General features: G+C 70.1%; 19 protein-coding genes. 10 read left to right on the top strand and 9 right to left on the bottom strand.

All coding sequences use genetic code 11. From position 1 onward, the window contains the following. Position 1: 1 nt before the first annotated feature. The 5 genes from ACGFIE_RS12100 to ACGFIE_RS12080 all read left to right on the top strand — a co-directional run bounded on the left by ACGFIE_RS12100 (position 2) and on the right by ACGFIE_RS12080 (position 4923). A complete protein-coding gene (locus ACGFIE_RS12100) occupies positions 2–784 on the top strand; it encodes a hypothetical protein (RefSeq protein WP_393293782.1) in 783 nt (260 codons plus the stop codon). 107 nt (positions 785–891) lie between these two features. Beyond that, a complete protein-coding gene (locus tag ACGFIE_RS12095; protein ID WP_393293780.1) occupies positions 892–2259 on the top strand; it encodes a hypothetical protein in 1368 nt (455 codons plus the stop codon). A 76-nt stretch (positions 2260–2335) separates the two neighbouring features. Next, complete coding sequence (locus ACGFIE_RS12090) at positions 2336–3265, top strand: DUF4192 domain-containing protein (protein ID WP_393293778.1); 930 nt, start codon at positions 2336–2338, stop codon at positions 3263–3265. Positions 3266–3367: 102 nt separating this feature from the next. Then, positions 3368–3883, top strand: a complete 516-nt coding sequence (locus ACGFIE_RS12085) for a hypothetical protein (protein WP_393293776.1) — start codon at positions 3368–3370, stop codon at positions 3881–3883. After that, a complete protein-coding gene (locus ACGFIE_RS12080) occupies positions 3880–4923 on the top strand; it encodes a bifunctional DNA primase/polymerase (RefSeq protein ID WP_393293774.1) in 1044 nt (347 codons plus the stop codon). Before ACGFIE_RS12085 ends, ACGFIE_RS12080 begins: the two co-directional genes overlap by 4 nt. Here the strand turns inward: ACGFIE_RS12080 and ACGFIE_RS12075 are convergent. Then, positions 4901–5167: a hypothetical protein gene (locus ACGFIE_RS12075; protein ID WP_124770653.1), complete on the bottom strand. Its 267-nt coding sequence runs from the start codon at positions 5165–5167 to the stop codon at positions 4901–4903. The two genes, ACGFIE_RS12080 and ACGFIE_RS12075, sit on opposite strands and share 23 nt — an antisense overlap. Before the next feature lie 713 nt (positions 5168–5880). On the opposite strand from ACGFIE_RS12075, the gene ACGFIE_RS12070 reads away from it, so the two are divergent. The 4 genes from ACGFIE_RS12070 to ACGFIE_RS12055 all read left to right on the top strand — a co-directional run bounded on the left by ACGFIE_RS12070 (position 5881) and on the right by ACGFIE_RS12055 (position 7861). Continuing rightward, positions 5881–6306, top strand: coding sequence for a single-stranded DNA-binding protein (locus ACGFIE_RS12070; RefSeq protein WP_393293771.1), 426 nt, complete (start codon positions 5881–5883; stop codon positions 6304–6306). An 81-nt stretch (positions 6307–6387) separates the two neighbouring features. Further along, entirely contained in the window at positions 6388–6834 is a 447-nt protein-coding gene (locus ACGFIE_RS12065; RefSeq protein ID WP_393293769.1) for a single-stranded DNA-binding protein, read from the top strand. 98 nt (positions 6835–6932) lie between these two features. Then, a complete protein-coding gene (locus tag ACGFIE_RS12060; RefSeq protein ID WP_393293767.1) occupies positions 6933–7409 on the top strand; it encodes a hypothetical protein in 477 nt (158 codons plus the stop codon). 290 nt (positions 7410–7699) lie between these two features. Beyond that, positions 7700–7861 (top strand): hypothetical protein, encoded by a 162-nt coding sequence (locus ACGFIE_RS12055; protein ID WP_158630759.1) that lies wholly within the window; start codon positions 7700–7702, stop codon positions 7859–7861. 119 nt (positions 7862–7980) lie between these two features. On the opposite strand, the gene ACGFIE_RS12050 is transcribed toward ACGFIE_RS12055, so the two are convergent. Next, entirely contained in the window at positions 7981–8382 is a 402-nt protein-coding gene (locus ACGFIE_RS12050) for a hypothetical protein (protein ID WP_393293765.1), read from the bottom strand. 346 nt (positions 8383–8728) lie between these two features. Between ACGFIE_RS12050 and mobF the strand changes: the two genes are divergently transcribed. Beyond that, positions 8729–13237, top strand: a complete 4509-nt coding sequence (mobF, locus tag ACGFIE_RS12045; protein ID WP_393293763.1) for a MobF family relaxase — start codon at positions 8729–8731, stop codon at positions 13235–13237. A gap of 100 nt (positions 13238–13337) precedes the next feature. Here the strand turns inward: mobF and ligA are convergent, their stop codons facing one another. From ligA to ACGFIE_RS12010, 7 genes are all read right to left on the bottom strand, one after another. Continuing rightward, positions 13338–15491, bottom strand: coding sequence for an NAD-dependent DNA ligase LigA (gene ligA / locus ACGFIE_RS12040; RefSeq protein WP_393293761.1), 2154 nt, complete (start codon positions 15489–15491; stop codon positions 13338–13340). Beyond that, positions 15488–16885 carry a D-arabinono-1,4-lactone oxidase gene (locus tag ACGFIE_RS12035; RefSeq protein ID WP_393293758.1) on the bottom strand — a complete coding sequence of 466 codons (1398 nt, stop codon included), beginning with the start codon at positions 16883–16885 and terminating at the stop codon, positions 15488–15490. Before ACGFIE_RS12035 ends, ligA begins: the two co-directional genes overlap by 4 nt. A 178-nt stretch (positions 16886–17063) precedes the next feature. Continuing rightward, a complete protein-coding gene (locus ACGFIE_RS12030) occupies positions 17064–18014 on the bottom strand; it encodes an NmrA family NAD(P)-binding protein (RefSeq protein ID WP_393293755.1) in 951 nt (316 codons plus the stop codon). Continuing rightward, positions 18011–18835, bottom strand: coding sequence for a phytanoyl-CoA dioxygenase family protein (locus ACGFIE_RS12025; RefSeq protein ID WP_393293753.1), 825 nt, complete (start codon positions 18833–18835; stop codon positions 18011–18013). Before ACGFIE_RS12025 ends, ACGFIE_RS12030 begins: the two co-directional genes overlap by 4 nt. Further along, positions 18832–19347: an HIT family protein gene (locus ACGFIE_RS12020; protein ID WP_393293750.1), complete on the bottom strand. Its 516-nt coding sequence runs from the start codon at positions 19345–19347 to the stop codon at positions 18832–18834. The genes ACGFIE_RS12025 and ACGFIE_RS12020 overlap by 4 nt, the downstream gene beginning before the upstream one ends. Before the next feature lie 247 nt (positions 19348–19594). Next, positions 19595–19858, bottom strand: coding sequence for a hypothetical protein (locus tag ACGFIE_RS12015; protein ID WP_357129804.1), 264 nt, complete (start codon positions 19856–19858; stop codon positions 19595–19597). Between the two features lie 2 nt (positions 19859–19860). Then, complete coding sequence (locus ACGFIE_RS12010) at positions 19861–20964, bottom strand: hypothetical protein (RefSeq protein WP_357129801.1); 1104 nt, start codon at positions 20962–20964, stop codon at positions 19861–19863. Positions 20965–20993 lie beyond the last annotated feature (29 nt).

The raw sequence follows: 20993 nt of genomic DNA, 5'->3' as shown, positions 1-20993 counted from the left end.
GATGACTTTCGACGACTTCGTGGAGCTGCCGGGTCTGGGCCGTGTCACGGTGACCGAGGAACGGCGTCCGGGCGGCGTGGTCGCCTACCGCGTTTCGGCCGCTGGGCTGTTCGGCACGGTCCTGTTCAAGCCGGACGTCCTGGATCAGCAGCTCGTTCCTGACCGGATCATCGTGCAGCTCGGCGACGGTGAGCACCTGCTCGCCACCCACTTGACGAACCTGCTCGTCGTACGCGGCATCACACTCGTTGGCGGCGGCGACGCGATTGACCTCGACACGACCTCCTGGCCGCTGCGGCTACGCCTGGCGCCGTTGAAGGCCGCCGACCGAGCGACGGCCGGTGGTGCCGCGGCCGTCCGCCGCGCCGTGGCGCTTTGTCAGGTGATTGCTGCCCGCTACCGGCGATTGGACCGGCTCGCGCTGATGCGCGCCGCCGCCCGACACACCGCCGGGGCCCGCTTGAAACGTTGGGTGCACCAGCAGATCCTGGTCCCGCATCAGATGAACTGCGGCACCAGCGACGAGCTGGCCGCGGCGTACCCGATCGCGGAAGCGCTCCAACAGTGGTCACCGCTGCCGCTGCTCCCGACGCCCCCGGCTTGCGCGTGCGCAGGTGCGCTGCCCTGCGTCTCCCCGGACACCTACGTCACGGCCAACGACGAGGGCGACTGGCTGACCTGCCCGAGCTGCGACCAGAAGACCGTGATGGTCACGCCCGGGGCGAGCCTGGCGGGTCTGCTCGGTGACCACGCCGCGTACACCTGCAGCCGCGAACTGCTCTGACCTTTGCGGCGGCGCCGTCGCTCCTGCCGGTTCGCGTCGAACGTCCATAAGTAGGCGGTCATTGACGACGAGCCGGTCCCACTCCGACCGGAGGATCCCTCACCCCGATGTCCCACTCCGCCCCTCCCTCTGACGATCCACCCACCAGGCACCCGCCGGATGCCGCCGTCTGCCCGCCGGCCGATCTACGGCGGGAGATGGCGTGCCGCGTCTGCCGCCGGATCCTGAACACCTACCTCGACGCGACCGGCCGGCTCCGGCACCTACACCCCGCCGCCCGCACCTCCTACGACCACGATCCGGACCCTGTGCCGAGCGCAGAGGTGGCCGGGGTAGCGCGGTCCTGCGATTTCTGCAGCGACCGATATCCCGTCTTCCGACTCGACAGCGGCCCCGTACAGGCCCTCGCTCTCGGCGAGGACGACAGCAGCGTCCACGACTTCGGCACCACCTGGTCGGCGTGTATCACCTGCACTCTGCTCGCCCAGGCCAGCAAGAGCGAAGCCCTGACCCAGCGGGCGGTCACCCGGATGGGGTGGGCGGATCCGACGATCGCGGCCGAAGCCGTGCGCGCGATTCATGCCGGTGTCGTGGGGACCCTGAGGCCAGAGCGGACCCTGCTCACCGACGTCCACTGGCCCCACACCCCAGTCACGGCCACGGCGCTGCCGAAGGTCCGTGACCGGCTGACCGCGCTGCTTACCGGACCAGACCGCGTGGATTTGCTGGAGGTCCGCCAGCGGCAGGACATCGCGGCGAGCTTGCATGGTGGGCGGCTCTTCGCCGTTGACGACGAGTTCACCGACCTCGCCTGTACCGCCGCCACGGACCTCCCGGCGACCGTCCTCGACGTCGAAGACCTCCCCGCACCCCATGGGCTGCTCCTATGGGCCAATCCGGTCGCCGGGGGTGTCTGCGCCGCATCGTGGGCCAGCACTGATGAAGGGATTCGGATCGTCTCCTACCGCGGTGTCGGTGGCTCCGCCGGCGTCGCCGATGGGTTGGCGATGCAGGCGCTGCGGGAGCAGGTCGGCTGGCTCATCCCCGTCAGCCACCGCCTCCTCGTCCACGGCGAGGCGATCACTTGTGTTGACGGTGCTCTCGCGGTGCTGGCCGCGACGTGGCTGCTCATCGCGCAGCGCACCGGCGAAACCGTCTCCGTCGCGGCGGATCGGTCGATCCGTAAGGCGTACGCACGGACCCGGCGGCCCGCACCGGAGGTCCGGCTGGTCCGCATCCGCGGCCGGCAGGCCACCGGCCCGCGGGAGATCAGGCGGGGTGAGGCGCGGGAGCCGCAGGCGCAGCGGCGGTGGATCAGCGGCTATTGGCGCTCCCAACCACACGGCCCCGGCCGTGCGCTGCGAAAGGACGTCTACGTCTTCGCCTACCTCCGCGGCCCCACCGACGCGCCTATCGCCGCGAGCACCACTGTCCGAATCCTCGCCAGCGAACGCCGACACCCGAAACCGCAGTAGAGCGGCATCCCCTGCCGTCCTCCGGGCGACCACAGCCGGTCTTGCTTTCTACCCGTACTCGATCAAGGAGTTAGTCGTGTCTCACGTCCCCACCTTCACAGTCCGGTCGCAGGCGGAGCTGCTGGGCCTGGTGCCCTACCTGCTGGGCTACCACCCCGAGCAGAGTCTCGTCGCACTCTTCATGAAGGCCGACCGGAGAGTCGCCGTCGCGGCCCGGGTCGACCTTGCCGCCCCGATGGCGCAGGTCGTCGAGGCCTTCCGCGACGTCGCCGATCGGACGGCGGCGCAGACCCTCGTCCTCGTCGGCTACGGCAACCGGGACGTCGCACCGACGGTCACGGCGGCAGGTGAGGCCCTGGCCGCGCACCTCACCGTCAGCCAGACACTCCTGGTGATCACCGACCGTTACTTCTGCATCGACTGTCCCTGCGACGCCACCGAGGGTGTCAGCTTCGACGCGAAGGCGACCGCGACTGCTGCCCAGTCGACCGTCGAGGGCCTCGTCGCGCTACCGAGTCGCGACGCCCTGCTCGCGCTCACCGATCCCGACCCGGCACAACAGGCCGCCGTCGCCGCAGCCATTGCCGCCCTCCAGCCCGCCTCCGTCGGGCCGGCGACGCTGCGAGCGCTGCTCGACCGGGCCCGGAGCGGCCACCGCCTCACCGTCGAGCAGGCCGCCCGCCTGGCGATCCTGCTGACCGATCCGCACAACCAAGACGCGGTACGGCGGGCCACGTCGGGGGCGATGTGGGAGCGGGATCTGTGGCTGGATCTGACCCGCCGCATCCCCGACGAGTACGTCACCGCCCCGGCAGGTCTCGCCGCCTGGTGCGCGTGGCGACTCGGCGACGAGACCCTCGCTCTCGCCGCGGCCCGGCGGTCACTCACCGTCGACCCACAGGACCGGATAAGCCGCATCGTGGCGCTCGCCGCCGGCAGGCACATACCCGCCCGTGACCTGGCCTTCCTCGGAGCCTGCGACTTCGACGCCGCGCGCGCCGAGTGACGCGTTCCCCGTCGCGCCTCCGCACAGCCAGCCCTCCGGGCCGAAGCAACCATGCCCCGACCTTGATCCATCCCGCCCGTACCACTGCCTCTGGAGTACCTCGTGACGCCGCAAGCTGCCCTGACCAACACCGGCCTGATGCAGCGCGATCGCACCCCGACAGTCGCCGACGACGGGGATCTGCGTTCGCACCACACGACGAACGGACAGCAACACCCGGACACAGCGATCGTCGACGCGCTCACCGCATTCCTCAACCGTGAAGCCGAGCCATCCGGCGCAGACGCGTTGGAACTGGTGAGCAGCCTCATCGACAGCAGCGGCCGGCCGCTGCTGGCCGAAACCTGGGACGTCAACGCCGCGGTCAGCGAGGACCGATACGGCGTCCCGACCGCCACGATCACCGCCGGTCCCGTCACCATCGCCGTCACCCCGGTCCCCGGCACCGCTGCGCCGCTCAGCGTCGCGATCGCAACGGAAAACGGCGAGTACGTCAGCCTCGACCTCACGGTCAACCAGCACCCCGTCCACCATCCCGCCGTCCTGGCGCCATGCCCGGCCTCGACAGATCCGTCGGGCCCGAACCGCGCCCATGACCACCAGAGGACGCTCCGATGACCACCCCGACCCAAGCCCACGGACCGACCGCCGCACCGGCCACCCAACCGCCCCCACCGCAGGACCTGCGATCCGAGCCCGTCCTCAACGTGGCCCTTCGTTACGCCACCGCCGGTATCCCCGTGATGCCCCTGCACACTCCCCAGCGTGCTGGTGGCTGTAGCTGCCGGCGGGCACTCGCCTGCCCGTCACCCGGCAAACACCCCAGGCTGCGGCACGGGCTGCGAGATGCCTCCACCGACCCCGCTCTCGTACGGCAATGGTGGACGAGGTGGCCCGACGCGAACATCGGCCTCGCCACCGGCAGCCTGCTCGACGTCTGCGACATGGACACCGCAGACGGACTCCGAACCGTCACGGCCATCCTCGACAACGCCCCCTCGAAGGGGCCTGTCGTACGAACCGGATCCGGGTGGCATCTCTGGTTCGCCGCGACCGGGCACGCCAACCGCGTCGGCGTCATACCCGGGGTGGACTGGCGTGGACGCGGTGGACTCGTCGTCGCACCGCCGTCGCTGCACCCCACCGGTCGCCGGTACACCTTCACCCAACAGTTCGACCGCGTCCTGCCAGACTGCCCACCAGCCCTACGGCGACTGCTGTCACCACCGCCGGCCCCAGTGCCCGAACCGGCTACGGCTATCCCGGGGCGGATCGACGACCCCGACCGGTACGGGCTCGCCGCCCTCAACGGCGAGATCGGCAGAATCCTCGCCGCACCCCGGCCGGTCATCCGCGGCGGACAGCGGATCACCGCTGGCGGCCGAAACACGGCCCTGCACCTCGCGGCATTCCGTCTCGGACAACTCGCCGCGCACGACGGGCTAGACGCACAGGTGGTGTGGCCCCGGCTCGCGGAAGCCGCGCGCACCGTCGGCCTGTCGGCTGCTGAGGCTCGTACGACGATCGCCTCCGGCTGGCGAGCCGGACTACGCCGCCCCCGGGCAGTAACCCGGGGACGACAACCGCGCCGTGGGGGTACGAGCCCTCACCCAGGCCGCCGCCTTCGTCTTGCTGTCACCAGTCGTCCTTCGACATGAAGTCGTAGCCGCCGTTGTCGATCGTGTCTTCCATCGCCCGGACGGTCTCGTCGTCGCTCAACTCGGTCGCCGAGCTTCGGGCAGGCCGCGCCTCGGTACGCCGGGCCGCAGCCCGAGCAGCGTCGCTCTGCGACTGTCGACGACGGCGCTCCTCCTCCGGCAGTCCCGCCCAGCGCGTCACCTGGGCACGGGCGGCGTCGCTCTGACCCTGCCGGCTACGCCGCTCCTGCTCAGGCACATCCATGCGCGGTACGGCCGTCGACGGCGTTGCGCCATGTTCGTGTCGCGTGCGATCTGCGGCGCTCTGCGCCAGACGGCGGTCTCGCTCAGCCGGGGGTAGCTTCGCCCACCGAGGACGCACCTCACTCATCACCAAATCGTGACCGAACCAACACGACCAGTCCAGCACCCAGCGCCTACCAGTTGTTGAGTTCAACCACCCCGCCGCCGTATGTCATTGGGCGTCTGACTCGGCGCCCTGTGGACAGCAGCCAGACGCGGGCGGTCTGCTCGCGGTCAGCATCTCGCCCCGGAACAAGCGATCTGGCCACGACACGTTCGGACGGCGCTGGCGGACGCAGAACGCCCCGCACATCGTTTGGCTCCGTCCAAGCGTGCCGCCAGCGCCCGAGCTCGGCAGCCGGCGAGGTCGGTACGACGTCCGGGCCCGACTGGTCGCGGATGACGCGCACTGGCGGTGCTGGTGTCCCGGGTGGCGGCCGGGTGTCTGCTGCTGAGGGACCCGAAGGTCAGCCCACCCGGGCCGGGGCCGCTAAGCCCCCTTCCAAAACATCTTGGCCCCTTGTCTCGCTCCGCTCGACGCCAAGATCTTTTGGCTGGTTGCTTGCAGCCCCGGCCCCAGGGCGGGCTCTGACCGGCCCCGTCAGCGCGGCACCCCGGCGCCCCGGTCACCCGACCGGCCCGCCCGCCGCACACCAAGCGACAGGGAGCACGGTCATGCTGTTCAACCTCACCTTCGAAGGCAACCTCGCCGACGAGCCCGAGCTGCGCCTCACCCCCTCAGGCAAGGCCGTCTGCAAGCTGCGGGTCGGCCACAACACCCGCCGCCGCAGCAACGGCGGTGAGTGGACCAACGGGCCGACGATGTGGGTCACCGTCACCTGCTGGGAGAGCCTCGCCGAACGGTGCGCCGAGCACCTGCGCAAGGGCGACACGGTCATCGTCGAGGCCCGCGACGACCTCTCCGTCTGGGCCTACCAGTCACCCAACAGCGACAAGCCGGCCGGGCAGTTGCAGGTCACCGCCGGCAACGTCGCGGTCTCGATGCGGTTCGCCGGCGCCCAGTCCGCCCGCACCGCCAAGGCCGAGCAGGTCGAGGACCCCTGGAGCGCCGACGACCGCGAGCTTGAGCCCGCCTTCTAGCCCTCACCGCAGGCGGGGCCGGCCGCGCCGGCCGGCCCCGCCCATCACCCCCCACCCGACCTGACTGTCTGGAGCGTCGTCATGTCCCTGTTCACCTGCATCGTCGAGGGCCGGCTCACCGCCTCACCGCAGACCGGCCACACCCGCGACGGCCGCGAGTACGTCCAGTTCCCGATCGTGCACCGCGACCGTTACCGCGACCACAGCGGCAAATGGGTCGACACCCGCGCCATGTTCTTCGAGGTCATGTGTTGGGGCGACCTCGCCGCCCGGGCCCGCAACCTCACCCGCGGCGACCAGGTCCTCGTCGAAGCCGGCCAACTCCTGCCCTACCTCAACGACTCCGACATGCCCAGCCTCAAAGTCCAGGCCCGCAACCTGTCGGTCTCCATGCGGTTCACCGACGCCCACGCTGGCACTGCGGTCAAGGCCCGCCGCGGCGACATCGTCACCACCCCCGACGGCGAGCAGTACGCCGCGCACCTCTACCCCGAGGTCACCACCGACGCACAGCTCCTGCACCGCTGACCACCACACCGGGCGGGCCGCTGACCACGGCCCGCCCGTGGCCCAGTCCATCCGCCAGTTCGAACACCGAGACCCCCGCCCGACGCCCCGGAGAACCTGTGACGACTCCCCCAGCCGACCACCACCTTGCCGACGCATACCGGGACCTGGTCCGCGGCTGCGCAGCGATCACCCAAGTCGTCCACGCCGCCCACCCCCAGCCAGGAGCCTGCCTGCCCGTGCCCGCGATCAGCCTCCCGCAGGACGCCGACGACGTACGCCGCCAACTCGACATGCTCACCGGCAACCTCTTCGACGAGCACGCCCAAGCGGTGAACCAACAGTGGCTCACCGCCACCCGAACCTGCACCCACCTGACGGCAGACAACGTCATCGCCATCAAGGAGCTCTACTACGGCTGGTACCAACTCCTCGGCGCCCTCAACGCCCGAATGCAGGGGCAGCCCGGTCTCGACGATGTCGAAAAGCGCACCGCCAACCTCGCCTACACGCTGGTGACCTACCTCCGCGCCTACCCCACCGCACCGGTCAGGCACCTGCGCCTACGTCTCGCCGGACGACGCACCCGCCCGTAGGAGACGCCGCGCATCGCCACTCCGCCCTGACCCGCTTGGGTCTCGCCGGTGTCCGTGGTGCGCGCTGGCCAGTCCCCAGTGGTGACCGACCCGGCCGCGTTCGGCAAGCGCCGACCCCAACATCTTGGCCGGCTCGCTGCGCTCCCCGGACCGCTGCGCCCCCAAGATCTCGCGGCCTTCCCGCTTGCCCGCCGCCGGCCGCGGCGGGTCCCTCACCGGCCTGTCAGCGCGGCACCCCGGCCCCACCCAGGCAGCAGCGCACCAACCCGAACCGTCAGGAGGACTCACCCATGAGCACCACCGCCACTCCCACTGCCCCGCAGCACCGCTCCCCCACCACGGCGTCCGTCCGCCGCCGGCTCGTGCTGGTCGGGCAGAAGGACGCCTACGACCCGTACAGCGCCGCCGACGCCGCCGAGTACCGGACCGTCCTGCGCTACGGCGACCGCTGACACGCCACGCGCGGCGGAGCCGGACTGTCGAGTCCGGCTCCGCCGCTCCATCACGGTGGCGACATCGCCCGCCCCTGCCGACCGCGCCCGCAGCGCCGTGGTGGAGACCGCGCCCGAACTCATGCCTTCGACAATGCCGGCTCCTCCTGCGTGCGCATCTCCATATGCTCATCGACGAGGGCCGGCTGGTCGCCCACGGGAGTCGGTTGGTCGCTGGCGCGGGCGAGGGCGGCGCGTACCCCAGCGACAGGAAGCTCGATCATGGCCGCGATCTCCGTGACCGGCTCACCAAGTTTCCGAAGCCGGGCGACGGCCGCATCGGCTTCCCGGTCCAGCCCTCCTGCCCTGCTCTGTCCCGCAGCGAGGATCCGCTGAGCCCGAAGGTCCGCCTCCTCCCGCACCTGACCCGCACGTGTCACCCGGTCGAAGTAGACCCGCACCGCCTCCGTCACGTTCGCCTCGTACGCCGCGAGCCGCGCCACCCGCGCAGCCCGAACCTCCGACGCCTTCCGCGCCGCCATCCGATTCACTCCCGCACCAGAAATTCGCTTAGCCATACCGAAACCCTAGCTACGTAAAACCATTTCCAACAAGACCAAGTCGCAATTTCAAGCCACGTCAATCCAACCACAAGCAACCGAAAAGAAAAGCGGCCTCAACCCAGACATAGCACCGCCCCTACCAGCTCAAACGTGGATCCACAGCTTCCAAAGAGAACGCCGACACACCTCTTGCAGATGCTCTTGCCATGGATCGCCTGCGGCGGGTACCGTCCCCTCTCCCGCTCAAACAAACGGCGCAAACAATCGCGCCAACGAAGGCGGATGGGGGCGAATTCGACGCAGGGGAAGGGGTGGTCGCCCAGTGATGACGTTGCACAAGCTGTCGGTCGGCGACGGCTACACCTACCTCACCCGACACGTCGTCGGCGGCGACCGCGACCGGCTTCCCGGGCAGGACGCGACCGACTACTACACCACCCCCGGTAACCCTCCGGGCCGGTGGGGCGGCCGAGGTCTGGCCCCGCTCGGTCTGGCCGGGCAGGTGTCCGAGGAGCAGATGCGGCACCTGTTTGGCCAGGGGATGCACCCCGATGCCGATGCCATCATCGCCCGACATCTCGCTACCCGGGTTCGGCCCGGCATGGACGACGAGGAGGTCGAGCGGCTCACGCAGGAGGCGATCCGTCAGGCCACCCTCGGGCGCCGTTTCCCCGTCTACGCGACCCTGCAGGACTTCGACACCCGTGTCGAGCAACGGCTCGACGTGGTGCGCGCCGAGACGGGGCGGAAGCCGACACAGGCCGAGACAGGCAAGGTACGCGCCGAGGAGGCGCGTCGTGCCCGGGGTGCCGTCGCCGGCTACGACCTCGTCTTCACCCCCGTGAAGAGCCTCGTCCTGCTGTGGGCCCTCGACGAGCGCGAGTGGGTCCGCGACACGGTGAAGGCGATCCACGAGCAGGCTCGCGACTCCGCGCTACAGCTGTTGGAGAAGCATGCAGCGTTCACCCGCAGCGGCGATACCGGACAGGCGCAGCTGGACACCCGCGGCCTGGTCTACGCCATGTTCGACCACTACGACTCCCGCGACGGCGACCCGAACCTGCACACCCACGTCGCGATCAGCAACAAGATCCAGGGAGCGGATGGCAAGTGGCGAAGCCTTGACGGCGGCCCGTTGCACCGCGTCGCGGTCGCCGCGTCCGAGCACTACAACTCCACCGTCGAGACCCTCGCCATCCAACACCTCGGGGTGCAGTTCGCGGTCCGCCCTGACACCGTGGGCAAGCGGCATCCGGTCCGTGAGGTAGCCGGTGTTCCGCGCGACGTGATCGGTACGTTCTCATCGCGGCGGTCGCAGATCGAGGCCCGCTACGAGCAGTTGGTCGTCGACTTCCGTCGCGCCCACGGCCGCGACCCGGACAACCAGGCCGCGTTCCGCCTCGCGGGCCAGGCCAACCTCGACACCCGCGGTCCCAAACCCGCTCCCCGTTCCCTCGCCGCGCTGCGCGAGGAATGGACGGCCCGACTGCACGCCGAACACGGCCAATCGGCCGCGCGATCCCTTGCCCAGGTCGTCACCGCCACCGGCCCCACCCACAGACACGAGACAGTTTCCACAACGTTATCCACAGAGCAGATCGGGGCCCTAGCCGCTCTGGCGGTGCGGCAGGCGGAGGGATCCCGGTCGACGTGGACCGTGTGGAACCTACGTGCCGAAGCCGACCGGCTGCTGCGCGAACCGCCCACCACCGTCGCCCCTCGCGGGCTGCGCTTCACCGATCCCCACGATCGCTCGGAGGTACTGCAGCAGGTCGTCCGCCAGGCCGTCACCGCGCTCTGCGTACCCGTGACATTCGAGCCGGACCTGGTCGAGCCCGCCGGGCTGCGCCGCGAGGACGGAACGTCGGTGTTCGTGCAGCACGGCGCCGCCCGCTACACCAGCCAGGCGATCCTCGACGCGGAAAATCGCCTCCTCGACGCCGCCCGCACCCCCACCGTCCTGGGCTACGCGGCCCCCGCGGTGCAGGCGATGCTTGATGGCTACGAGGCCACCACCGGCACCACGCTCGATGCCGGGCAGCGGGCCATGGTCGTCGCGTTCGCCACCGACGCGCGGCTGATCGCCGTTGGGCTCGGCCCCGCTGGAGCCGGAAAGACCACCACCATGCGCGCGTACCAACACGTCGTCGCCGCCCACGGCCAGCGACTCATCCCCCTGGCCACCTCCGCCGCCGCGTCCGCCGTCCTCAGCGCCGACCTAGGCGTCCCCGCCGAAAACCTGCACAAGTTCGTCCACGAACACACCACCCACCGGCACGCCGACAGCAATCTCCCCGCTGGGAAAGACTTCTTCCGGGTACGGCCCGGCGATGTCATCCTCGTCGACGAAGCCGGCCTCGCCGGCACCCACAACCTCGACGCCCTACGCGACATCGCCACCCGCCACGGCGCCCTCGTGCGCCTGCTCGGAGACCACCGGCAACTCGCCGCCGTCGAGTCCGGCGGCGCACTGCGCCTGCTCGCAACGGAGGCCGGCGCCGTCGAACTCACCGCCCTGCACCGCTTCACCACCGCTGCCGAAGCCGACGCCACCCGCCGCCTGCGCGACGGCGACACCACCGCCCTCGACCACTACGAGAGCAGCGGCCGGATACGTGGCGGCTCCTACGAGGCCATGGTCGAACAGGCCTACACCGCCTGGCACACCGACATGACCGCAGGCTTGACCACCCTCATGTCGTCGTCCACCAGCGCCGGCGTCACCGCCCTGTCCGCCCGCGCCCGCGCCGACCGCGTCACCGCTGGTCAGGTCGAACCTGACGGCGTCAACCTGCACGACGGCAACCGCGCCGGCCGCGGAGACTGGATCGTCACCCGCCTCAACAGCCGCACCATGACCAGCAACCGGGGCAAGGACTGGGTCCGCAACGGTGACGCCTGGACCGTCACCCACCGCCGCCCCGACGGGGCCCTCACCGTCAAACACCAGCAGCACGGCGGCACTCTCACCCTCCCCGCCGCCTACGTCGGCGCGCACGTCGAACTGCTCTACGCCACCACGGTCCACCGCGCCCAAGGCGCCACCGTCGACACCACCCACGCCCTCATCACCGACGACATGGCCCGCGAACAGCTCTACGTCGCCGCCACCCGCGCCCGCCAACACACCACGCTCTACGCCGTCACCCACCGCATCCTGCCCCTCGACGAAGACGCCCGCCTCGACCGCGCCGGCTACGACCCACACGCCCGCGCCGCCCGGGAAGTCCTCGAAACCGTCCTCGCCACCGAAGGCGCGCAAACCTCCGCCACCGAAGCCATCGCCCACGCCGCCGACCAGGCCCGCTGCCTCGCCACCCTGGTCCCCCGACTGCGCTACGCGACCGAACTCGCCGACAGCCAGCGCCTGCACGCCCTCGTCTCCGACGCCCTTGGCCCAGACGCTGGCGCGGTGCACCGTGACGCCGCCTGGCCCAGCGTCGTCCGCGCGTTGCGCACCGCCGAGAGCAACGGCTGGGACCTGCCCCAAGTCCTCGCCAACACCGCCCGCCGCGGCACCCTCGTCGGCGCCGAATCCCCCGCTCAACTTCTCACCTGGCGCATCACAGATCACCTGGACGGCCGCCGCCCGAGCCCGGCCCTCACCCAACCCAGCGTCGACGACACCGCGCGGTACGCCGCTCTCCTGGGACCGATCCTGCGTACCGCCGAGCCCCTCGACCCCATCGACGCGACCCGCTCACCGCGGCTTCTCGCAAGCGAACCCACCTCGCACGACGGCGACCATCGACAGCTGATCGCCACCGTTCTCGGCGACCGAAAGGCCGACCGGGCTGCTGGCGAGCCCGCCTGGCCAGCCCTCACCGCCGCGATCCGCCGCGCCGAACACGCCGGACACGACGCCCTCACCGCCGTCGCTACCGCGGCACTCGCTCGGCCCCTGCACGACGCTCGGTCCCTCTCCGAAGTCCTCGCCTGGCGCCTCAACCAGCACCTCGACTCCACCCCGCCACCCGTCGAAGCCGGCACCACCGACGGCTGGCGCACCCTCGCCTGGACCCTCAAGGCCGCCGAAACACAGGGCCACCCCGCTGAACAACTCCTCACCGTTTCCCGTCCCGGCAGCGACCTGGACAGCGTCCGCCACCAACTCCACAGCCTCACCCGCCCCGCCCCCGAGGCCGGGCCGGTTCCCTGGCTTGACGCCACTCCGCGTACCGCCGATACCGCCTTGACGGCCTACCTCGAAGACGCCACCCGGCTCATCCAGAAGCGGGTCAACGAGGTCACCGACCGCGCCCTCACCGAGCAACCCGCCTGGCTCGCCGGGCTTAAGGGCGACGTCACCCAGCCGGACGTGCACACGGCGTGGAGGACCCACGTGGCGACTGTCGCGGCCTACCGCGACCAGTACCAGATCACCGGCGATGACCCCGACCAACCCATCGGCCCTTACGTTCCCCAGCACCACGCCGGGCACCAGGCCTACCTCCACGCCGCCGACGCCGTCCTCGCCGCCCGGCACCCGCACACCACCCCCGCGGACCCCGCCACCGCGAGAATCGCACGCGACATCTACCTCGCCCTACCCGACGAACAACGGGCACACATCGCCGCCCGAATCGCCGACGACTTGGGCAGAGACTGGCTCGGCCCCCGCGAAGGCGATCCCGACAGCATCCTCACCACGCCCACGTACGCGACGCATCTCAACGCTCAACTCATCGGCGAGGGCTACCGCATCTCCGCGGGCACGCCCGAAGCCGTGCCGGCTGCCACCTCGCCTGAGCAGCGCGTCGGCCTACAGCACACCGCGCCTGAGCCACCTCTTGACCAAGTCCAGAGTCAGCCGGACGTTCAGATGTCCTGGTAAGCCGAGCAAGGCAGACGTCGAGGTACGCGGGGCGCCCGCGTTCCCGCCTGGTAAGCGGCGTGGACGCCGTACCCGGAGTCCTCGGTTGCGACGGCCGACGTCAGATGCCAGCGAGGCGCTGGGCGAGTTCCTCGGGTGTGATGGTCTCGATGCCCAGCGTCCGGGCCTTGTCGAGCTTGCTGCCGGCCTTCTCTCCAGCGACGACGAGGTGTGTGCGGGCAGAGACACTTGAGGATGCGCGTCCCCCTGCCTTGGCGATCAGTTCGGTCATCTCGGTTCGGGATAGGTCCGAGAGAGGGCCGGTCATCGCACCGGTTACCACCACGGTCAGCCCCGCCAAGGGCAGTTCGCTCTTCGCCTCTTGGGCGGACGCCTCCGCATCGCCCTGAGCATCTGTGGGAGCAGCGGGAGCGAAGCCGGGCTGGTCCAGATTCACACCTGCGGCGACGAGCTTGTCGATGACCGGGGCGAGGTCGGCCAGTTCCTCGACGATCACTGGGGCCTTCTCGTTGCCGATGCCGTTGACCTGCTCGAGAGCCACGGCGTCGGCGTCTTGAATGGCCCGCATGGAGCCGAAGTGCGCGGCGATGCGCAGCGACATGGAACGGCCGGTGCCCAGGACGCCGAGGGCGCAGAAGACGCGATTCAGGGGCTTGGTCTTGGCCGTCTCGATCGCGGCCAGGAGGTTGTCGGCACTCTTGGCCCCCATGCGGTCCAGGGTGAGTAGCTGATCGCGGGTGAGGGTGAACAGGTCGGCGAAGTCCTCGATCAGCCCCTTGTCGACGAGTTGCACGATGATTTTCTCGCCGAGGCCGTCGATGTCGAGCGCGTCGCGGGCCACGGCGTACCGGATCGCCTCTTTCTGGCCGCAGGACCGTCCCCGCGCGCAGCGCCAGCGCTCCTGGCTGCGGTCGATGCCGGAGCCGCAGCGCGGGCAGAGGTCGGGGAAGTCGATGGGCTGCTCGGTGCCGGTACGGAGACCGGCGACCGCGCCTTCGACACGGGGAATGACTTCGCCGGCTCGGTAGACGATGACGTGGTCTCCGAGCATCAGGCCCCGGCGGGTGATGTCGGCCGGGTTGTGCAGCGTGGCGTAGGTGATGGTGGTGCCGGCGACGTCCACGGGGTCGAGGACGGCCCGTGGGGCGATCACACCGGTGCGGCCCACGCTCCACTGCACGGCGCGCAGCACGGTGATCTTCTGGGCGGCCGGGAACTTGAAGGCGGTGGCCCAGTGCGGGGTGCGAGAGCCCATCCCGGCCCGGATCTGGTCCGCGGGGCTGTCGGCCTTGATCACGGCACCGTCGAGTTCGATGTCGAGTCCCGCGCGCAGGGCGCCGATCTCGTGCACCCGGTTCACCACCTGGTCAAGGGTCGCGTAGGCCCGGGTGGCGAGCGGGGTGTCGGCCATCGTCCCCAGCCCGAGATCGGCGAGGCGGGCGATGAGTTCAGTGTGGGTGAGCGCGGCGAGGGCGGGATCGTCGGTGTGCTCGGGGTGGGTCAGTGCGGCGTAGGCCAGGAAGGTCTGACCGATTCGGTAGGCCCGGTCCTTGGCGCGCAGCGAGCCCGAGGAGGCGTTGCGGCGGTTGGCGAATGCCGTGACGCCGTGCGTGATCCGCAGCTCGTTCGCAGCAGCGAACTGCTCCTCGGTCATGAGGACTTCGCCCCGTACCTCGATCGTGACCGGTTCGGTCAGGGTCATGGGCAGGCCGGTGATGTCCCCGATCGCGTGGGACACGTCCTCCCCTGTCGTCCCGTCGCCGCGGGTAACGAGTTGAACCAGCCGGCCCTCGCGGTAGCGGGCTGCCAGGGCCACACCGTCGAGCTTGGGTTCCACCGCCCAGCCTGCCACCGCGGCGCCGTCCAGCCGCCGCTCCAGCGAGACGGCCCACGCCGTCAGGTCCTCGTCGGAGAAGACGTTGCCCAGGCTGAGCATCGGAACGGGGTGCGCGACGTCGCCAGTTGTCACGCCTGCCGCGACCTGCTGGGACGGGGAGTCGACCGCGATCTGCTCGGGGTGCGCGTCCTCCCACGCGGTGATACCGCGCAGCAGCCGGTCGTAGGTCTCGTCGTCCAGGTCTGATTCGCCGGAGCCGTAGTAGGCATCGGCGGCCTTCCGCGCCTGCGCGACGGCTTCAAGGTAGGCGGCCTCGTCAGCGAGGTCGGCAGCGGGCGCCGCTGCGGAAGGTGTGGTCATGCTGCCCATTCTGCTGACTGCCCCTGACAGCGTGTCGGTAGCGCTGGTGGGATTCATCCGCGGTGTCGCGTCGGCGCCGACGGGCGGGGTTCTGTCCGCTGCTCCGATAGGCGGGGGCGGCTGAGCGGGGGCGGCCTGTCAGTTCCGGGTCGTGCCGGGGAGAGCCCGAGCGTGCGATAGAACGTGTCGTTCTCGAAGCGCCGGTGCGGGTCGAACGTGTGGAGAGCCTGCCGGAACCGGTGGAAGCCGTCGGTGTTGGAGGCGGGTAGCAGCTCGGGAGTGAAGTACTTGCCCCAGTGCGGCCTACCACCCAGGCCGTAGAGCAGGCGCTGGATGTCGTCGAACAATGGGCGCGCTGCGGTGATCGACTCGGCGGCGCTCATGTAGGACACGAAGCCGAAGTAGGTGGCTGGGGCTGCCTGTGTGGGACTCAGGTGGCCGTGGGCTGGGCCGGTGGTGCGCAGGATGACGGGGTAGTGCAGCTTGTAGGGAGAGTCGCGCAGGAGTTCCTTGAGACCGGCGTACGCCGCAGGGACGACGTCCAGGGCAACGGCGATCTCCATGTTCAGCTGCGGGGCCGGGATGCCGTTCTTGAAGATCCCGTGGAGTGTCCCCGTGGAGCCCGTCGCGCTGAGGAACTTCTCCAGCGTCTGGGCCGCTGGTGTCCGGCCCTGGCCGTCGCCGATGTCGGCCATCAGTTGACGGCGGGTGCGGGTCACGATGCGGTCCAGCTCAGCCCCGGTTTGGGTCTCGCATCCTGTGGGTGTCCAGTTGTCGTCGTGGACGATCCAGGTGTGCGTGACCTGGTGCTCGGTGAACCACCAACTCTTGGCGGCCACGGATTCGCGGTTCCAGGCGGCGTAGCGCTCGGGCAGGCTGTCCTCGGCCACGGTGAAACGGGCGCAGTGCAACTCCTGTGCCGGTCGGCCACGAAGTTCCAGGCCGACGACCACGCCGAGGCACCCGAGGTTGAGCACGGCCGCGTCAAACTCGGCGTCAGCGGGGGTGAGCCGGTGCAGGGTGCCGCTCCCGTCCATGAGCTCGACAGCGGCTACGCAGTCGGAGAAAGTGCCCCCGGACAGCCCCTGTGCGTGGGTGCCGGTGGCGAGCGCGCCGGCGACCGTCTGGCTTGTGATCACGGGCGGGCATGCGGCCGGCTCCAAACCGCGGCGGCCGAAAGCCCGCCACACGTCTTCGAGGAGCGTGTCTCCCGTGACGTACAGGTTCTCGCCACGCAGCTCGCCGGCTCCCCGACCGGGCAGGTCGAGGAGGATGCCGCGAGTTCCGTCTGGGCACCGCAGCTGAGCGGGGTAGGTGAACCTGGATCCGAGGACGCGCACTGTTCCTTCCTCGCGCGTCAGCATCGACTCCAGCTGTTCCAGGGATGTGATGCGCGTCCAACCGCCCTCGGCGGCGATGGCGACGTTGCCGCCCCAGTTGGTGAGAGTCATTGAAGGAGTCCTCAGCTGTCTCGGTCTGTGCTCGGGGCGGAAAGCGCCCGTCGCGCCTGGCGCCGAATGGCTCTACTCGGCCACGCCGTCGTGCCCCCGAAGCGCGGGCCCGCAGTTGACGGTCAGGCGCAGCGCGGGCCCGGCGGGGGGCGCGCGCTGCGCCCTGGCACTCCGCCTCTCAGGCGGGGCCGAACATGTGCTGAGTGGGCGGGTGCGGGTGGGGGCATGAGGTGAACCCGGGGCCGAAGCAGCAGGCATGGGCCGTCGTCCAGGTCTCAAGATCGGTGGATGATCGCCCCAGGAGCTGCGCGGCCGTCCGGGTGGCCGGGGCGTCCCCCTCGGTGCCGATGCGGCCCCACAGGCCGAGGACCTGCGCTGCGGCAGGGCGGCGCATCCCGTACTTGGCCAGGCTCGTCACGAAATGCTCGTCTGTCTGCCGCACGAACCTGATCGGCCGCCCGCATGCCTCGCTCAGGGCCGAGGCCCACTGGGCACAGGTCGCCTGCGAGTGGTGGCTCATCAGGGAGCCGCTCAGATCCACCGAGTCGGGAGACAGGATCTTGCGGCAGAACAGATCGGCGGCGTCGTCGCAGCTGATGTAGGAGAACGGGGTGTCCGCGTCGACGGGGAAGGTGAACGACCGCGTCTCGGCGATCGACTGGCACTGGTAGAGAATGTTCTCCAGGAACATGGGCAGCTGGACGACGTCGAACGCGATCCCGGATTGCTCCAGGAGTACTTCCAGCGCTGCTGCTTCGTCGGCCATCGCGCACTGCTCCGGGGCGAACTGGATGCCCAGGCAGACGATCCTCTGCACACCGGCCCTCTGCGCCGCCTGCAGATACATGCCGCCGATGTCGAGTCGCCGGTCGATTGGAGGCACCATCAGCATGGTCTCCGTGCCGGCCAGCGCTTCGACCAGCGAGGCGGGCTGGGTCGGCTCCCAGTCCCGGAGCTGAACCTCGATGTCGCTCACGGCCCGCCCAGCGGTCCGGGCTTCGGGGATGGCCAGGCGTAGCGTCATCTGCTGCGCGTCGGCGGCGAGTCGGCGCAGCGTGTAGTGACCGACCTTGAAGAAGTTCCGGGTCGCCCCGAGCACGGTGACGACCTGCGGCAAGTCCGTCATCACGCGCCCCAGCTCTCGCCGCTCGTCGTGTCCTTGTACAGGTCCACCGGGTTGACCGTGTTGGCGTGGTAGCCGAGCAGCCGACGGCTCTGGGAGGAGAGATGGCCGGCCGCAGTGGCGGGGTCGGCGGTGTGGTCGTACGGGCGCAGCCACGCTTGCCCGAAGCGGATGATCGCGCTGCGGCGCTCCTGGGTCCGGTTGGGCAGCACGGCATGCCACATGGTGTTGCCGAAGACGACCGCGTCGCCTGGTTCCGCGTGGATGCTCAGGGCACCGTCGGGAAGCGAGCCCCGGGCGAGGGCGTCGTTCGCCGCCTTCCAGTAGGCGTCGTCCATGTGGTTGGCCGGCCACCGGTGTGAACCGGGGATGAGTACGAGGTTGCCGCTGTCCTTGGGTCGTGTGTCGGTGAAGAACACCTGGGCCTTGAGGTGCAGCGGTCCGTTGAGTTCGTCGTACGGACGCTCCAGGTAGGGCCCGGAGTCGCGGTGCCACGGCTCGTGGGCCTCCTGGTAGATCCCCCGCCGCAGCACCTCAGTGCCCAGGACCTGGAGCGACCCGTTGAGGATCCGATGGGGTATGGACATCAGGGCACCGCTCTCGAAGAGCAGCTGGTACTCGGCGAGGAGGTTCGCGGCGTCACGTACGTGGGTCAGGGCCGGGTTCGTGTTGAACGAGCTGTGCGTCAGGTCGGGGCCGCGGTCATCGGTAAGCCTGCGGACGGCCGCGTCCAGCGTGCTGACGACGCTGTCCGGGACGGCCTGCTTGAGGAGCACGAAGCCCTGCTCGGTGAACTGGGCGACGGCGTCGATCGGTGAGGTCATCATGGTTGGCTGCCTTCTGCCTTGGTCTTGGACGGCTGTGGGGCGTTGAGGGCGGTGCGCAGTCGTTGTGCGACCTCGTGCTTGTGGGCCGGATCGGCCAGCCGAGGGAAGACGATGATCGAATCGCCGTCGTAGCGCGGCACGACGTGGACGTGGAAGTGAAAGACGGTCTGATGAGCGGCCCGACCGGTGGCGTGGACCAGATTGATGCCGGACGCGCCGCACGAGTCCCGCAGCGCGTTCGCCACCTGCTTCGCGGTCGCCATGACGTGCTGGAATGGCTCTTCCGGGATGTCGAGCAGGTCCTGGAAGTGCTGCTTGGGAACAACGAGGACGTGCCCGTAGGTCGCCGGGAGATGGTCCAGGAAACACAGGGTGTCCGCTGTCTCGGCTATGACGTGCGCTTCCACGTCGCCGCTCGCAATGCCGCAGAACACGCAGGAGGACACCGCGTCACCGATCGAGTCTTGTGCCGGGTATCGAGATAGCCACTGCGGATCGAAGGTCAAGGACATGGCGTACGAGGTCTCCTCGGGAGGCGCTGTGCGCGAGTCGGATGGGCAGCCGGGCGTGGCGACATGGCCAGGAGGCGACCGATGCTGCGGGCGGATGCTGGCTGGTGAGGCGATGCTCAATTGACACTCCTGACGATCGAGGGGTGGCTTCGCAGGCGGGGTGGTCTCTGTGGCACGGCGGCGTGCCCGGCCGGGCGGTGCGCTGTCTGAGCACCGTCCGCTCCGGCGGCGCTGCACTTGGGCGGCGTTAGGGGGCACGGCGCACCAGTCGGGTCAGGGATTGGTAGCCGTGATCGGTGAGCACGGCCGTCAGGGAACGCCGGTACGGCACCTGCCGCAGGATTCCGTCGGCCAGCAGCACGTTGAAGGTGTCGCGAACCGTGCCGTCCAGGGCGGTGTCCACCGCTGCGGCCAACTCCCGCACCGTCCACGCACGGGTCGGATCGGCGAGCAGCGCCCTGTAGATACGGCACCGGTTGTCCGCCGCCGCACCTCCACCCGGATGCGTCACCTCTACCGCCCCGACTCATCGATTCCGGCAGAGTGCCCGTGGCCTTGGTCAACGCAGCCGGCACGCATGCGAGCGAGTTCTTGACGCAGGCGCAGGCCGTCGCGGTGGCCCGGGTGCGCGGCGCGGTGGACCGTGACGGTCCGGGTGAGGAGTTGACGAGCGTGTAAGCAGTGCCCGTCCTGGTAGAGGACGAGGGCGAGGGTCGCTTGGGCGGCGAGGGTGGGCAGCGCCTGGGGGCCTTCGGCCTTGCTGTGGTGGCGGATGAGGTCGCTGTAGCAGTTCGCGGCTTCGGTGAGGTTGCCGGTCCGGCGGTGTGCGGTGGCGAGGACCCGGAGGGCGGCATGCGCCTCCGGTGAGGTGACACCAAGTAGGCGACGCAGGGAGCGGTACGCCCACTCCGCCCAGGGCGGCGCGGTGCAGGCCTCACCGTGGTCGAGGGTGAGTTCCGCGAGTAACGCGGCGGCGTTCGCGGAGGCGACGTCCAGGGCGCAGATGTCGTCGGTGGGATCGGTGAGCAGCAGCCCGGTGTGCAGGACCTGGATGGCGCGTGCGTGATCTCCGTGATCAGCGCGGGCACGAGCGTAAGTGAGGCGCTGCGCCATGGACATCCGAGGTCCGACGAGCTGGCGCGGGTTGGCCCGCCACGTGATGCGCAGATCGCCGGGATCGGCGCCGACCGCGACACGGTGCAGGCCACCAGGGGCGTACGCGGCAGCAGAATCGACTTTGCCGGGGGGCACTAGGTGCGGGGCGCGGTGCAGCACCGCCTCAGCGATCGCGTCGCGCAAGGCCTGGGCTGAGACGGGTGCCCGGCCGCAGGCCGGCATGCACAGGTAGACCGGTGGGCATCCGGGGAGCTGCACCAGGATCATCGGATGGTCACAGCTGTGGCAGGCCAGCAGCCCTGGCGGTACCGGGGCGGCCGGCACCGCTCGTGCCCGCGCCACCCATTCGTCGATGGTGGCCGGTGACAGCCCGCGCTCTCGAGCCACATCTTTGATCGCCGGTGGCAGGCCGTGCTCGACGGCACGCTTCAACGTCGCGGCCACCGCATCGGCAACAAACGCCGGCGTCCACGAGGCAAGCGGCGGGGTCCTCGACGGCATGGCGCACTCTTCTTCCTGCTCGTGGGTAT

The organism is Micromonospora sp. NPDC049275 (genome assembly GCF_043197115.1).
Classification (GTDB): Bacteria; Actinomycetota; Actinomycetes; order Mycobacteriales; family Micromonosporaceae; genus Micromonospora.
This window is presented reverse-complemented; position numbering and strand designations above follow the sequence as displayed.

What these genes read in the sequence shown, in the direction of transcription:
- ACGFIE_RS12070 (WP_393293771.1), top strand. Translation starts at nt 5,881, where the DNA reads ATGCTGTTCAACCTCACCTTCGAAGGCAACCTCGCCGACGAGCCCGAG.
- ACGFIE_RS12080 (WP_393293774.1), top strand. Translation starts at nt 3,880, where the DNA reads ATGACCACCCCGACCCAAGCCCACGGACCGACCGCCGCACCGGCCACC.
- ACGFIE_RS12025 (WP_393293753.1), bottom strand. Translation starts at nt 18,835, where the DNA reads ATGATGACCTCACCGATCGACGCCGTCGCCCAGTTCACCGAGCAGGGC.
- ligA (WP_393293761.1), bottom strand. Translation starts at nt 15,491, where the DNA reads ATGAATCCCACCAGCGCTACCGACACGCTGTCAGGGGCAGTCAGCAGA.
- mobF (WP_393293763.1), top strand. Translation starts at nt 8,729, where the DNA reads ATGACGTTGCACAAGCTGTCGGTCGGCGACGGCTACACCTACCTCACC.
- ACGFIE_RS12055 (WP_158630759.1), top strand. Translation starts at nt 7,700, where the DNA reads ATGAGCACCACCGCCACTCCCACTGCCCCGCAGCACCGCTCCCCCACC.
- ACGFIE_RS12100 (WP_393293782.1), top strand. Translation starts at nt 2, where the DNA reads ATGACTTTCGACGACTTCGTGGAGCTGCCGGGTCTGGGCCGTGTCACG.
- ACGFIE_RS12095 (WP_393293780.1), top strand. Translation starts at nt 892, where the DNA reads ATGTCCCACTCCGCCCCTCCCTCTGACGATCCACCCACCAGGCACCCG.
- ACGFIE_RS12035 (WP_393293758.1), bottom strand. Translation starts at nt 16,885, where the DNA reads ATGACTCTCACCAACTGGGGCGGCAACGTCGCCATCGCCGCCGAGGGC.
- ACGFIE_RS12065 (WP_393293769.1), top strand. Translation starts at nt 6,388, where the DNA reads ATGTCCCTGTTCACCTGCATCGTCGAGGGCCGGCTCACCGCCTCACCG.
- ACGFIE_RS12075 (WP_124770653.1), bottom strand. Translation starts at nt 5,167, where the DNA reads ATGGATGTGCCTGAGCAGGAGCGGCGTAGCCGGCAGGGTCAGAGCGAC.
- ACGFIE_RS12010 (WP_357129801.1), bottom strand. Translation starts at nt 20,964, where the DNA reads ATGCCGTCGAGGACCCCGCCGCTTGCCTCGTGGACGCCGGCGTTTGTT.
- ACGFIE_RS12020 (WP_393293750.1), bottom strand. Translation starts at nt 19,347, where the DNA reads ATGTCCTTGACCTTCGATCCGCAGTGGCTATCTCGATACCCGGCACAA.
- ACGFIE_RS12050 (WP_393293765.1), bottom strand. Translation starts at nt 8,382, where the DNA reads ATGGCGGCGCGGAAGGCGTCGGAGGTTCGGGCTGCGCGGGTGGCGCGG.